Source organism: Marinobacter sp. V032 (assembly GCF_052645435.1).
The window spans coordinates 386,610-400,584 of the sequence record NZ_JBQXYE010000002.1; the positions used below are offsets into that span (position 1 = coordinate 386,610).

Below are 13,975 nucleotides of genomic sequence, written 5' to 3' on the forward strand. Positions count from 1 at the left end.
AAATTGACGATTATTCCCGTCAGCACCTCGATACCACTGGTTATACGTTTGAAACCAATTGTTTGGATGCATCAACGCTCATGGCAACGACTAATAAGACAATGAACAGAAACCTCACACCAGCGATACGTCGCGTTGCCATTGTTGGTTCAGGTATGGCTGGTTTATCCGCGGGGAAACTTCTGCGGGCTCATGGGTGTGATGTCACGCTATTTGATAAAGCGCGAGGTCCGGGCGGCCGCATGGCGTCGAAACGGGTTACTGATGGTGCGGTGGATATTGGTGCTCAGTATTTCACCATCAGGAATCCCGACTTTCGCGAGTTTCTGGGTCGATTTGCGGTCGACGACGACAATCAGCCCAGTGTTCAGGAGTGGAGCGCGCGTCTTCGCTATCAGCGAGCTGACAAGGGTTGGGAACCCATGAGAGCGGCAGCGCGCTATGTCGGCGTGCCTCGAATGTCGGCCATTACCCGGGCACTGTCCCGTGGGTTGGATGTCCGCTGTTCGAAGCGGGTTGAGCGGCTTGAATCGACAACTGATTCCCGATGGCGGCTGGTCGACACGGTGGGTGCCGAGCTTGGCGTTTACGACGATGTCGTTATTACCGCGCCTCCCGTGCAGACAGACACATTGCTTAAAAACTCCGGCATCGAACTTGCGGGGGCAGCGGCAGTGTTCGAGGGCTTGCCACTGGAAGCATGCTGGGCGCTAATCGTCCACTTCCCGAAAGGGGCCCGCGCAGAGGCTGACGGGTTCAGTTTCAACCACGCAGCGTTGCAGTGGGCGGCCAATAATTCCAGCAAACCGGGACGCGATGGTGATGGCGAATGGTGGGTACTGCATGCAAGGGCCGACTGGTCAGAAAAGTTCCGGGATGCCGATCCGGAGTGGGTCAAAACCGAGCTGCTAAGCGCATTCGCCATGGCAGTGGACAGCCCCGGGCTGGCGGATGACGTCACCGAGTTGATTACCCATCGCTGGCTCTACGCCAAAACAGGATTTGCCGGGGAAGGGCCTGGGCACGTTTGGTCCAATAGTGAACGAATCGGGCTTTGCGGGGATTGGCTGACGGCAGGGCGTGTTGAGGGCGCGTTTACCAGTGCCCAGGGGCTTGTGGAGGCCATGCTCGGCCTCTCAAGCCCCGGAGGGATGACATGATCATGATTTGATTCAGTGCTGTCGCAGAAGCGACGGGCGCTGATAAAAGTGCGTAATGGTGCCGTCCTCGAATTTGGTGAAAAAGGCGCTGACATCGGTTATGCGCTTCAGCGCGCGCTGGCGGGTAACCGGCTCGCTGATCAGCACCTTGATGCCGTTAAAGTTGTCCTGAATATTTGAGAAGCGGGCGCGCATGGTACAGGTGACCACATCTGATTCATCAGTCCCCAGTGCACTTGCAAGGTATGCCCTGTGTGCCTTCTGAGCGTCAGCGTCGAGATTCTCCCGGGTATCCAGATGCTCAAGTTTTACCCGGTCGACAATGCACTTTGAGTAGCTCTCAGGCTGTTTGCGCGCTTTTCGCCGGAAGGCTTCCCAGAAGAAGTTATCGGTCAGATCGGCAAAATAGGACATGTCACTCAGGCAGAGATCAACCCATTCAAAGGTATCGGGATCCGCCAGTACTTCGTTGATAGCCTCGCGCAGCAACCAGTCAAAGCCCAGTGCCGTTTTATGGGCGTAAACCTTGCGGTACATCTGATAGCGGCTGTAAACAAAGTCTTCCAGTGCGCCCAGCCCTTTTTGAGTGATGGCCAGCCCGAGCCAGGGTTCATCCACTGTCCAGCCGAAGCGCAGGTTGCTCAGAAGGTGGTCGAGGTTGAACCCGCCAATGGTTACGGACGAGTGGAAACCGTCCCGCAACATATAGTCTGCACGGTCCGCATCAATCTCACCCGACACAATTGATGACAGCAGGTCCATCACAAGCCGGGGAGTTGAGGCGGTTTGGAGAGCGCCTGCATTGGCGTCTGCGCCTGCAATAAAGGCCCAGAAGGTCTCGGCGTGCTGGCAGAAACGCTCAGACGGCGTGACGGAAGTGGTTTCCATAATGCCCAGCACGTCATCGCGCTGAAGTCCGGCATCGTCAAGATTGAGGCTGTTGAGCACATCGAACGCGACTCTGACCGAATAATGCTCGTGTTCCAATTCTGTCGGTGTTTCCGGATAGATAGTACCGGTATCGACGCCTTTCCACAGATCTTCGAAGCGCCCGGGCCGGGCCATCAGATCGCGAATTTTGGCAGCCTGTGTGAATTGATGCGAAAAGCTGGAATGGCCACTGTCGTGCAACAGGCAGGCGAGGCGAATAATTTTCGCCAGATAATCGATGGCATCCAGCTGGGTCATGGTAAGTGTGACCTGGCTGCTCAATTGGCGCTCGCGCAGGTAGGCATTGATCATGGAGCGGAACATCCGGCTCCCGACGTGCATGACGCCAATGCTGTGAAGAAAACGGGAGTGGGTCGCGCCCGGGAATACCAGGCTCAGAATGTCGTTCTGGCAGATATTGCGAAGGCGTTGGAAAAGTGGATGGTCAATCACCTGAATCTCATGGCGGTACAATGGGATGCCGCCATGTACCGGGTCCATAATGAGCTTGTCGTAGGCCCCGAGTAGGTCGTCAATTGCGCGTCGCATGCCTTGGATTTCTCCCCCTTGCGGTTTCGCTGTACAGATCATTGCATCTGCAGGCTTGTTATATCACACCGCCGTGCCAGAATAGCGAATAGAGCGACCATTTGTTGTCGCATCTTCAGGTAGTTGGGGGTTGTACACATGGGATCGCGCACTGAGCGCATTCTTGTTATTGATCCAGATCAACAGTCAGCGGCTGAGCTGACGCGTTTTCTGGAATCAAAAGGTTTCTATGTCAGTCTTCACAGCGATATCAAGAGCGCGAGCCTGCAACTCGACCAGAAATGGCCGGATGCCATTTTTGCAGATGTCAGCGGCGCGGAAATTGAATCGCTGGTCGATCGCCTGAATACTGAAGAAAACGTCGTGCCGGTTGTTGTGTGCCACTTGGCGTCCACTGCTGAGCAGGTCACATCGGCGCTAAGAGCCGGCGCTGCGGATTTTCTGGTGAAACCGTTCCGTGATAAAGGCACATTGGAAGATGTGCTCGCCAAGCTATTTGACCGGGTTCGGGTCAACAGGCTCAACCAGGTGTATCGGCACGAACTGGAAGATGCCAACCGTGAACTGCGTGCCGGCATCTCGGAATTGAGAGCCGATCAGCGGGCAGGGCGGAAGGTTCAGCTCAAGATGTTGCCCGATCACAAAGTCGATATCGGCGGGCTCGAGTTTGACCACCTGATCAAACCCTCTCTTTACCTCAGTGGTGATTTTCTCGATTACTTCCGGCTCGACGATGATCGCACGCTGGTTTACATCGCAGATGTCTCGGGCCATGGCGCAAGCTCTGCTTTCGTCACTGTGCTGCTGAAAAACCTGACCAACCGTTTACAACGCAATATCCGGCGCGGATCCAGCGAGGATATCCTGCATCCCGACCGCTTTCTGGAAAGAATCAACGCTGAATTGCTCGATACCGGTTTAGGCAAGCACCTGACCGTGTTTGTCGGGATTTTTACCCATTCGTCCCGCACTCTGACCTATGCCGTGGGCGCGCATTTTCCGATGCCGATCATTGCCGATGCGGCGGGCAACTGCCATTTTCTGGAAGGGGCCGGTCTCCCTGTCGGGCTTTTTGAAGAGCCGACCTGGGAGACATATGAAATGAAGCTTGAAGGCCCATTCAGGCTGATTCTGTTTTCTGACGGGATCCTTGAAGTCATTAAGGCAAAAAGCCTTGATGAAAAGGAGAGCAGACTACTTGAACTCGTCACCGGAGGTCGTCACACTATCGCCTCCCTGAGTGATGCTCTTATTCTCGATGAGATCACAGAATTGCCGGATGATATTGCTATTGTGACGGTTACGGATGTCGTGGCGAGCTGAGATGTCAAGCTACAAAATACTGCAAGCTGAACAACAGGGCATCTATGTCCTCAAGTTTATTGGCGAGATTCGGCTGAACCTGTGTTCAACGCTGGATAGTCTCGTTGAGTCCATGACCAGTAATCCGGAGTTCCGGACCGTTGTCATCGATCTCACGGAAACCGATATCATAGACAGCACCACGCTGGGCTTGCTGGCCAAAATTGCCATGGCTGCAGAAAAACGGTCACATTTCCTTCCTACCCTGATTTCCACAAACCCGGACGTCACCCGCATTATCGCGACCATGGGTTTCGACAAAATCTTTATCATTCTGCGAGAACCTGCCTCAAGAATCGAAGAGCTTGAGGAAATCCCTGTTCTTCGCGCCAGCGAAAAGCAGGTCAGGGACAAAGTCCTCGAGTCTCATCGGGTTCTGATGGGGCTGAACAGTCATAATCGCGAAGAATTCAAGAATCTCGTACGTGCGCTGGAGTGCGAAGAGCTCTAGAGTTTTTCCTTCAATCGCACCCCGCTCCCGACGAACGACACTGAATCCATCATCACGGTACAGTCATGTCCGAAAAAAATACGTCTGAACAACGCGCTGAACCCGTAGCTCCAAATCAAACGGTAAGCCGACAGGTTGCGGTGCTCGGCGGTGGCAGTTTTGGTACCGCAATGACCAAGGTGCTTGCAGAAAACGGCCATAGTGTCCGGTTCTGGATGCGCAACGAGTCACAGGTAGCTGAGGTGCGCGACACTCGTATCAACGCCCGCTATATGCCGGACGTAAAATTAGAAGGTGATGTGCTGCCTACCGCTGATTTCCGAGAGGCAGTGCAGGGCGCCGAGGCGGTTTTCGTGGCCATCCCCAGTAAGGCGTTTCGCTCGGTCATCCGCGAGCACGCCTCGGCATTTGAGGCGGGGCAGGCGGTTGTCAGTCTGACCAAAGGTATTGAGAAAGACGGCTTCAAGCTGATGAGCGAGATCCTGCAGGAAGAAATTCCGCAGACGCGGATCGGTGTGCTGAGCGGGCCTAACCTGGCATCCGAGATTGCAGCCAGAGACCTCACAGCAAGCGTTATTGCCTCCACCGAACCGGATGTACGCACGCTGACCCAGTCTCTGCTGGGTTGCCGCTACTTTCGCGTGTATGCCAATGTCGATGTGTATGGCGTTGAACTCGCCGGCGCATTAAAGAATATCTATGCGATCGTCGCTGGACTGGCATCAGCTCTCAATCTGGGAGAGAACGCCAGATCCATGCTGATAACCCGCAGTCTTGCAGAAATGAGCCGCTTCGCCGTTGCGCTGGGTGCCAATCCCATGACCTTTATGGGGCTGGCGGGCGTTGGCGATCTCATCGTTACCTGTACATCCTCCAAGAGCCGTAACTTTCGCATTGGTTATGCTGTGGGCCAGGGCAAGAAGCTGGATGATGCCGTTGCGGAGTTGGGGCAGGTGGCAGAGGGTATTCGCACCTTGCTTCTGACCAAGGAAAAATGTGAAGAAATGGATGTGCCCATGCCGCTTGTTGGCGGGCTCTACGATATTCTGTATGGAAGCGAAGACATAGGTACAGTAATCAAGGGGCTGATGATGGCTGTCCAGAACTCGGATGTGGACTTCATACTTCCTCGCACAAATTCCTGATAACGTATTGATATAATTGCAATCCGGACGGATTCAGAGGGCGATATCGTGAAGCTGATTGTAATGCGGCATGGAGAAGCAGGTTGGCATACGCTGGATCAGGAGCGTGAACTTACCGAAGCCGGGCGAATGGCTTCCGCTAAAGTGGCACGGGATATTGCCGAGTCGAAGTGGAGCCCCTCTGTCATTTGGTGCAGTCCATTGGTGAGAGCGCAGCAAACGGCAGGAATCGTCTCTGAAGTATTGAATATCCGGGCAGTCGATACCCAATCCTTTATTACACCCGACGATGACCCCGGGCTTTGTCTCGATGCACTTTTACAGCTTTCAGATCCGGCGCAGACGCTGATGATCGTCTCCCATATGCCATTGGTGGGGGCGTTATCAACGCTGCTGGTTGATGGCCATCGTCGCGGCATTCCCTTTATGACCAGCCAAGCGGTGGTGATTGATTTACCTATCGTTGGTCCGGGATGCGGTGATCTAAAATCACAGTTCATTGCCTGACGCTGAATGGCCACCCGCTACTCCAGGCAGCTCTTTAGTCTCGAAATAGCCAGATCCAGTGCGGCCTCAGGCGTGTAGTAATGCGGTGAGAATCGCACGCCGCCGCCCCGGCAGGCGCATACCACGTTGGCTTTCATGAGTGCCATATACAGAGCCTGCGAATCCTGCCCATTGACCCGAAAGGTCAGAATGCCGGAGCTTCGTGAAGGGTCTCTTGAGCTCAGCAGCTCGACACCGGCAATGGTTTTGAGCTGCGCTGCAAGATAGTCCACCTTCGATTGAATCAATGCTGATACCTGATCTATTCCAACCTTCAGGAGCAGGGCGGTGCTGGCTTCAAGGGCATGGGTTGCCAGCATGTTCGGGCTGCCACACTCAAACCGGACAGCACTGTTTGCAATGCTCCAGTCCCGCTGGCTGAAATCCCCGCGTTTTTCAATCATGTGCCAGCCGTACTCGCTGAGTTTGAGCTGATTGCGCAGTTCAGGCCTGACGTAAAATACGCCCAATCCTTCCGGCCCCAACAGCCATTTATGACCATCGGCCATAGTGAAGTCGATCTGCATCGCCTGAACATCAAGCGGTAAGGCGCCGATACTCTGGATTGCGTCGACACAGAACAGAACATCGCGTGATCTGCACGCGTGCCCCAGCTTCGCGACGTCAATCCGGTAGCCCGTGCCGTACTGAACCGAGCTTATAGCCAGCAAGCGCGTGCGAGGGCCCATGGCAGCAATGATTGCGTTCTCGCTGTCGCTGTCAGCCGAAAGCGCTACCTCTCGCACAATGACACCCTTGTCGGCCAGCGATTCCCATACAATGCGGTTTGATGGAAACTCCTGATCGGAAATAATAATTTCGTCGCCGTTCTGCCAGTCCAGTCCGTAGGCAACAAATGACAGCGCTTCAGAGGTATTCTTGACCAGCGCTATATCGTCCGGAGAAGGCGTGTTAATCAGGCGAGCGAGGTTGTCGCGAAGTTGGGTTTCGGTTTCTATCCAGGCCGGATAGTACTGTGCGCCGATACGCGCATTCTCCGCCGCGAAGCCCGCTACGGCACGTGCTGCCTGGAGTGGCCAGGGGGAAACAGCCGCATGATTGAGATAACTCACATTAGGATCCAAATCAAATTCAGACTCTAATCCGTTGTTGTCATTCATAAAACGTCAGCCACTCCATGTTTTCGGGATTGAAAGCCGCGGGCGCCGGCCCCATAGTCTTGTTCATTGAAACACTAGCACAGACGCTTGTTTGCAGGGAGACAGGGTATAGATGTCGTCATTTCCGATTGAGTATATCGAGCCGGTGTTCCGGCCACCGAGTGAAGCACGGTCACTGATCCTACCGTTGACCAACGGCTGCTCCTGGAACAATTGCACCTTTTGCGAAATGTATACTCAGCCCCAGAAAAAGTTTCGTGCGAGAAAAGATGTGGACGTACTGGCTGATATCCTGCGTGCAAGCGAGCGATTTGGTGGACAGGTGCGGAAGGTCTTTCTGGCAGATGGGGACGCCATGGTATTGCCGACCCGTCGGTTATTGAGTGTGCTGAGCGCATTACGCGAACATCTACCCGGACTCGAGCGGGTGACGAGCTATTGCCTGCCTCGCAATCTCGCTAAAAAGTCGGTTGAGGATATGGTTGCGCTGAAAGCGGCTGGCCTCGACATGCTCTACGTGGGTATGGAGTCCGGAGATGACGAGGTGCTGCAGCGGGTTAACAAGGGTGAAACGGCCGAATCGACCGCAAGCGCCCTTCAGAAGATGCGTGCTGCAGGTATCAAGAGTTCGGTCATGGTGTTGAACGGCTTGGGAGGCAAGCGTCTTTCCGAGCAGCATGCGATCAACACCGCGCAGCTGTGCAACGAAACGCAGCCGGACTTTCTGTCGACGCTTGTTGTCAGCTTTCCCCAGGGCGAGGCGCGTTTTCGTGAGGGCTTTGGTGGCGGGTTTGAGCCGCTGGATCAGCCGGCACTTTTCAGTGAAATCGAAACCTTTATCCAGCACCTTGAGCTCGATAACACGGTATTCCGCAGCGATCATGCATCAAACTATCTGGTGCTCAAGGGTACACTGGGGCGCGACAAGGATCGTTTGTTGCGGGAAGTAAGATTGGCAATCGAGCAGCCGGATGTCATGCCGCTGAGGCAGGAATGGCAACGGGGATTATGACCCGGAGGAGAAGCCTGTGAACGATGAAGCACAACGTTTAAGTGATCAGATCAAGAAGGCGACAGCCGATTTTGATGGACGCCCGCCGATCGAGAAATGGCACCCCGAATTGTCAGGGGATATGGATCTGCGCATCAGCCGTGAAGGCAGCTGGATTTTCAAAGGGAACCCGATCAAGCGGGAAGCCATCGTCAGGCTTTTTGCGACCATACTGCGGCGTGAAGAGGGCGGGCACTACTATCTCGTCACGCCAGTAGAGAAATGGCGTATCTCGGTTGAAGATGCGCCTCTCCTTGCCCATGGGCTCGAGGTGATGGGTGAAGACAAATCCCAGGTCATCACGCTGACATTAAACACAGGCGAAACTGTGATAGTTGGCGATACTCATCCCTTGCATATGGGGCATTACCCGAATAGCGACGAACCCAGACCCGTTGTCGACGTACTACATGGTGTGGAGGCGCGATTAACCACGGCAGCCTACTACGATTTGGCGGCGTTGGCGGTTGAATCAGCCGATGAAGCCGCTAATGACGCCAAAAACGGATGTCTGGGGGTGTGGAGCAACGGGGTTTTCTTCAAATTGGCAGAGAATTCCTGAATCGGGGGTTGAAAAGCCATAAAGCGACCACCAATTACGTTAGAACACATTGTCTGACCTTTGTTAGGCTGTGTGGCTATCACTCTTGTTTTGGAGCGCTGCTTCGTAACGAGGATGGGTGGTCGTCAGTCCCTCTGTTCAGTTTCGCTGTTCATGACTACTTTCGATTGCCGACACAATCGCCATCAAATTCAAAGTCATTGCGATACGCAAGGAGATCACATGGCCCAACCTCGTGTTGTCACCATTCATTACACCCTCACCAACGAGCAGGGCGAAGAGCTCGACTCTTCACGAGTAGAAGGTCGTGAACCACTGACCTATCTTGAAGGTGCACAGAACATCATCAACGGACTTGAGTCTGCGTTGACCGAGAAGAACGCGGGCGATCAGGTTAAAGTAACCGTTGCTCCTGCTGAAGGCTATGGCGAAAAGAACGAAGAGCTGATTCAGCCAGTTCCACGCACAGCTTTCGAAGGTGTTGATACCATCGAACCTGGCATGCAGTTCCAGGCGCAGACTCCGGGCGGCCCACAGGTCGTGCGTGTAGTTGAAGTTGACGATGAAACCGTCACCATCGATGCCAACCATCCGCTTGCGGGCGAAACACTCAACTTTGATGTTGAGATTGTTGAAGCGCGTGAGTCAACGGATGAAGAAGTTGAGCACGGTCACGTTCACTAAGGTGAGCGACCTCTGTCCGGGCACTTGAGTGGCCTGACGACAGAAATGAAAAGGCGATCCTCCGGGGTCGCCTTTTTTGTGTCTGTCTGCCGGCCATAAGCGTCCTCTACAGGGATGTGAGTTGGATTAGAGTAGAGAGCACGACTATCAGGCAATAAAAAAGGCGACCCCGCAAGGTCGCCTTTCCTGTGCTATCCGGATTACATATTCGGATAGTTTGGACCGCCGCCGCCTTCAGGCGTCACCCAGGTGATGTTCTGGGCAGGGTCCTTGATGTCACAGGTTTTACAGTGCACACAGTTTTGAGCATTGATCTGGAAGCGCTTGCCGCTTCCGTCATCCTTCTCGACAACCTCATATACGCCGGCAGGGCAGTAGCGCTGAGCCGGTTCGTCGTACTTGGGCAGGTTCTCGTCAATCGGAATATTGGGATCGGTCAGCTTCAGGTGAACCGGCTGATCTTCAGAGTGGTTGGTGTTTGAGACAAACACCGACGTCAGGCGATCAAAGGTCAGCGTGTTGTCCGGCTTTGGATAATCGATCTTCTTGCACTCTGATGCCGGTTTCATGGTGGCATAGTCAGGCGTGGTGTCGTGGAACGTGAACGGCAGGCTGCGATGCAGAATGTTCTGCTCGAAGAATGCCACTGCGCCGCCGACGATATTGCCAAACTTGTGCATGGCCGGGCCGAAGTTACGCTCGTCAAACAACTCCTTGTACAGCCAGCTGTCTTTGAAGCGGTCAGCGAAGGTGGTGATCTCTTCACCGGACTTGCCTGCCTTCAGCGCCTCAAATACCGCTTCTGCGCCCAGTAAGCCAGACTTCATGGCGGTGTGAGAACCCTTGATCTTGGATGAGTTCATGGTGCCGGCGTCGCAACCAAGCAGTAAGCCGCCCGGGAAACTCATTTTTGGCAGTGAGTTGAAACCGCCCTTGGAGAGTGCGCGAGCGCCGTAAGAAACGCGCTTGCCACCTTCCAGGTATTTTTTGATCTCAGGGTGCAGCTTGAGTTTCTGGAACTCGCCGAAAGGGCTCAGGTGAGGGTTGCTGTACGACAGGTCAGTAATCAGACCCACATAAACCTGGCCATTTTCGAGGTGATACAGGAACGAGCCACCGGTAGAACCGCTTTCGCTCAGAGGCCAGCCAGTGGTGTGTACAACCAGTCCTGGCTCGTGTTTGGCAGGGTCGATGTCCCACAGCTCTTTGATGCCGATGCCGTAGTGTTGGGGATCTTTACCTTCATCAAGCTTGAAGTCGGCAATCAGGCGCTTGCCAAGGTGTCCGCGGCAGCCTTCTGTGAACAGAGTGTACTTGGCACGCAGTTCCATGCCTGGCATGTAGCCGTCTTTCTCACTGCCGTCACGGGCAACGCCCATGTCGCCGGTGATGATGCCTTTAACCTGGCCATCTTCAATAATGGTTTCAGCCGCCGCAAAACCGGGATACACCTCTACGCCCATACCTTCGGCCTGCTCAGCCAGCCAGCGGCACAGGTTGCCAAGGCTGATGATGTAGTTGCCGTGGTTGTGCATGTTCTTGGGAACAAACGCGTTGGGCACTTTGGTTGCCGAGTCATTGCCGCGCAACAGGAAAATATCATCGCGAGTGACCGGTGTGTTCAGCGGCGCGCCTTTCTCTTTCCAGTCAGGAAACAGTTCGTTCAGCGCAGTAGGTTCGAACACAGTGCCCGCGAGAATGTGGGCGCCCACTTCTGAGCCTTTCTCCACAACACAAACGGTCAGTTCTTCGCCGGACTCTTGTGCCATTTGCATGATGCGACAGGCCGCAGAAAGTCCTGCTGGACCTGCGCCGACGATCAGAACATCAAATTCCATCGATTCGCGTTCCACGTTGGTCTCCTCAAACTTCTTTATGGATATTGGGATTCGACGCGCATTCTGAAGCAGCGAAGAAGAATCCTGTTCTCTCTACTTTATAACGGCTTTTTATTGTGTTACCGGATAACGGACACCGACTCAAAAAGCACGTTGCCGAAAATTTCGTTGCGACTCTTTACCATACATGTTGATGCAGGCAAAGAAACTGTCCGGATTTAGCTGCCGGTCAGGGCGTGATCACCAGCGTTCCGGTCATCAAAAAACAATTCAAATGGTACTATTGGTTCGCAGAGCGGTATACAATGATCGCTGTGCGAACTGTAATACTAACGAATTTCGCTAGAGTAAACGACTATTCCATTGGTCAGCCGGTTTCGTAATAGCTTTAAAGGATACAACATCACGCGATTCAAACAAACGTTTGTTTGAAATCTGCACTGGGTGATGGCATTGTAATGTGCGTCCTGAGTGCCCGTGATAGTGGGGCATGCCAGGCATTGTTCCGGCGCTCTGGTGCGACTACAGTGCTGATACTGACGGACGTGCATCGTCTGTCCAGCTATTGACCCCTCAGCGCTTTGTCGTCAGTATTATGGCGCTTTTGGACGAGGGCGGATATTCTAACGCTCTTCGGAATAACGTGCATCTGCGATGCAGCGGATGCTGTTTGACGGGACAGTCGGGATTGGCAGTTACCTGCAAATACCCAAAGGTGCTATGTCCCGATAAAACCGTGCGATGAGTCTCCGGACGAATCGATGCGACAGGAATCGATAGCGTTTGCGCGCTTCAAGGCCGATTTTGAGCGCTATTGATTGCGAGTCATTAAACCCATCGTAGAAGAACGAGGAATCTATGAAGGTTCTGGTCGCTGTAAAACGAGTAATCGACTACAACGTAAAGGTGCGCGTCAAGCCGGACAACACCGGTGTTGATCTTGCCAACGTCAAGATGGCGATGAACCCTTTCTGTGAAATCGCTGTTGAAGAAGCGGTTCGCCTGAAAGAGAAAGGTGTCGCAACCGAGATCGTTGTGGTTTCCATCGGTGCCAAAGCTTGCCAGGAGCAGATCCGTACTGCACTTGCGCTGGGCGCTGACCGTGGTATTCACATCGAGACTGATGAAGAAGTTCAGTCTCTTGAAGCTGCCAAGCTGCTTAAAGCAGTTGTCGAAAAGGAAGAGCCCAAGCTGGTTATCCTCGGCAAGCAGTCCATCGACACTGATAACAACCAGACCGGTCAGATGCTTGCTGCACTGACAGGCATGGGTCAGGGCACATTCGCTTCAGAAGTGGTTGTCGAAGGCGACAAGGTTAACGTTACACGGGAAGTAGACGGCGGTCTGACGACTGTTGCGCTGAACCTTCCAGCGGTTGTAACCACCGACCTGCGTCTGAACGAGCCACGTTACGCTTCGCTGCCAAACATCATGAAAGCCAAGAAGAAGCCGCTGGACGGCATGACTCCGGCTGATCTTGGTGTTGAGCTGGCGCCGCGTCTGTCCACTCTGAAAGTAGAAGCACCTGCCTCGCGTCAAGCGGGCGTCAAGGTTGCAGATGTTGCAGAGCTGGTCGATAAACTGAAGAACGAAGCGAAGGTGATCTAAATGAGCATCCTTGTAATTGCTGAACATGACAACAGCAGCCTGAAGCAGGCGACTCTGAACGTCGTGGCTGCGGCTAAAGCTGTCGGTGGCGATATCGACGTGCTGGTTGCTGGCGAAAACTGCGGCGCTGTAGGCGAAGCCGCTGGCAAGATCGAAGGCGTAAGCAAGGTTCTGGTAGCAGACAACGCTGTTTACGGTCACTTCCTGGGTGAAAACCTGGGTCTGCTGGTTGCCGATCTCGGTAAAGGCTACAGCCACATTTTTGCGGCTGCCGGCACTACCGGAAAAGATTTCATGCCGCGTGTTGCTGCGCTGCTGGACGTTGCGCAGATTTCTGACATCGTGCGTGTTGAATCTGAAGACACTTTCGTTCGTCCGATCTATGCGGGTAACGCGATCGCAACCGTCAAGAGCAGCGACAGCATCAAGGTTGTCACTGTTCGTCCTACCGGTTTCGATCCTGTTTCAGGTGAGGGCGGTTCTGCTGCTGTTGAAGCACTGGACAACGTACAGGACGCGGGCGTTTCAAGTTTCGTTAGCGAGCAGGTTGCAGAATCTGATCGTCCGGATCTGGCCAGCGCGGGTATCGTCATTTCTGGCGGCCGCGGCATGCAGAACGGCGAAAACTTCAAAATGCTGGAGCAGGTTGCTGATCTGCTGGGTGCGGCAGTTGGCGCATCACGTGCAGCTGTTGATGCCGGCTTCGTACCGAACGACATGCAGGTCGGTCAGACCGGCAAGATCGTTGCGCCGCAGCTTTACGTTGCGGTTGGTATTTCCGGTGCGATTCAGCACTTGGCAGGCATGTCCGATTCCAAAGTGATCGTTGCGATCAACAAGGATGAGGAAGCACCGATCTTCCAGGTTGCAGACTACGGTCTGGTTGCCGACCTGTTTGAAGCGGTTCCTCAGCTTGAGGAAGAGTTGAAGAAAGCTCTGTAATAAGCTGATTCAACTAAAAAAGGGCG

Annotated in this window: 13 protein-coding genes; 10 read left to right on the top strand and 3 right to left on the bottom strand. The window is 54.0% G+C overall.

Annotation, left to right across the window (positions count from 1 at the left end):
* The first annotated feature begins 101 nt into the window (after nt 1-101).
* Nucleotides 102-1,160 carry an NAD(P)/FAD-dependent oxidoreductase gene (locus ACUN9X_RS13345; RefSeq protein ID WP_445473475.1) on the top strand — a complete coding sequence of 353 codons (1,059 nt, stop codon included), beginning with the start codon at nt 102-104 and terminating at the stop codon, nt 1,158-1,160.
* A gap of 12 nt (nt 1,161-1,172) precedes the next feature.
* On the opposite strand, the gene ACUN9X_RS13350 is transcribed toward ACUN9X_RS13345, so the two are convergent.
* Nucleotides 1,173-2,639 carry an HD domain-containing protein gene (locus ACUN9X_RS13350; RefSeq protein ID WP_445473402.1) on the bottom strand — a complete coding sequence of 489 codons (1,467 nt, stop codon included), beginning with the start codon at nt 2,637-2,639 and terminating at the stop codon, nt 1,173-1,175.
* A gap of 138 nt (nt 2,640-2,777) precedes the next feature.
* Between ACUN9X_RS13350 and ACUN9X_RS13355 the strand changes: the two genes are divergently transcribed.
* From ACUN9X_RS13355 to sixA, 4 genes are all read left to right on the top strand, one after another.
* A complete protein-coding gene (locus ACUN9X_RS13355; protein WP_445473403.1) occupies nt 2,778-3,962 on the top strand; it encodes a PP2C family protein-serine/threonine phosphatase in 1,185 nt (394 codons plus the stop codon).
* Nucleotide 3,963: 1 nt separating this feature from the next.
* Nucleotides 3,964-4,452, top strand: a complete 489-nt coding sequence (locus tag ACUN9X_RS13360) for an STAS domain-containing protein (RefSeq protein WP_260037492.1) — start codon at nt 3,964-3,966, stop codon at nt 4,450-4,452.
* Nucleotides 4,453-4,517: 65 nt separating this feature from the next.
* Nucleotides 4,518-5,597, top strand: a complete 1,080-nt coding sequence (locus tag ACUN9X_RS13365; RefSeq protein ID WP_260037490.1) for an NAD(P)H-dependent glycerol-3-phosphate dehydrogenase — start codon at nt 4,518-4,520, stop codon at nt 5,595-5,597.
* Nucleotides 5,598-5,645: 48 nt separating this feature from the next.
* Nucleotides 5,646-6,104: a phosphohistidine phosphatase SixA gene (sixA, locus tag ACUN9X_RS13370; RefSeq protein WP_445473404.1), complete on the top strand. Its 459-nt coding sequence runs from the start codon at nt 5,646-5,648 to the stop codon at nt 6,102-6,104.
* 17 nt (nt 6,105-6,121) lie between these two features.
* Here the strand turns inward: sixA and ACUN9X_RS13375 are convergent, their stop codons facing one another.
* Nucleotides 6,122-7,264, bottom strand: a complete 1,143-nt coding sequence (locus ACUN9X_RS13375) for an aminotransferase class V-fold PLP-dependent enzyme (protein WP_445473405.1) — start codon at nt 7,262-7,264, stop codon at nt 6,122-6,124.
* A gap of 112 nt (nt 7,265-7,376) precedes the next feature.
* Here ACUN9X_RS13375 and ACUN9X_RS13380 point away from each other — a divergent pair, with 112 nt between their 5' ends.
* From ACUN9X_RS13380 to ACUN9X_RS13390, 3 genes are all read left to right on the top strand, one after another.
* A complete protein-coding gene (locus tag ACUN9X_RS13380; RefSeq protein WP_445473406.1) occupies nt 7,377-8,276 on the top strand; it encodes a radical SAM protein in 900 nt (299 codons plus the stop codon).
* A 16-nt stretch (nt 8,277-8,292) separates the two neighbouring features.
* Nucleotides 8,293-8,877, top strand: coding sequence for a DUF1285 domain-containing protein (locus ACUN9X_RS13385; RefSeq protein WP_445473407.1), 585 nt, complete (start codon nt 8,293-8,295; stop codon nt 8,875-8,877).
* A gap of 222 nt (nt 8,878-9,099) precedes the next feature.
* Nucleotides 9,100-9,561, top strand: a complete 462-nt coding sequence (locus ACUN9X_RS13390) for an FKBP-type peptidyl-prolyl cis-trans isomerase (protein ID WP_260037480.1) — start codon at nt 9,100-9,102, stop codon at nt 9,559-9,561.
* A 200-nt stretch (nt 9,562-9,761) separates the two neighbouring features.
* Here the strand turns inward: ACUN9X_RS13390 and ACUN9X_RS13395 are convergent, their stop codons facing one another.
* Nucleotides 9,762-11,414, bottom strand: a complete 1,653-nt coding sequence (locus ACUN9X_RS13395) for an electron transfer flavoprotein-ubiquinone oxidoreductase (RefSeq protein WP_445473408.1) — start codon at nt 11,412-11,414, stop codon at nt 9,762-9,764.
* An 843-nt stretch (nt 11,415-12,257) separates the two neighbouring features.
* Between ACUN9X_RS13395 and ACUN9X_RS13400 the strand changes: the two genes are divergently transcribed.
* A complete protein-coding gene (locus ACUN9X_RS13400; RefSeq protein WP_260037476.1) occupies nt 12,258-13,007 on the top strand; it encodes an electron transfer flavoprotein subunit beta/FixA family protein in 750 nt (249 codons plus the stop codon).
* Nucleotides 13,008-13,949, top strand: coding sequence for an electron transfer flavoprotein subunit alpha/FixB family protein (locus tag ACUN9X_RS13405; RefSeq protein ID WP_260037475.1), 942 nt, complete (start codon nt 13,008-13,010; stop codon nt 13,947-13,949). It begins immediately after the preceding gene.
* The last annotated feature ends 26 nt before the right edge of the window (nt 13,950-13,975 follow it).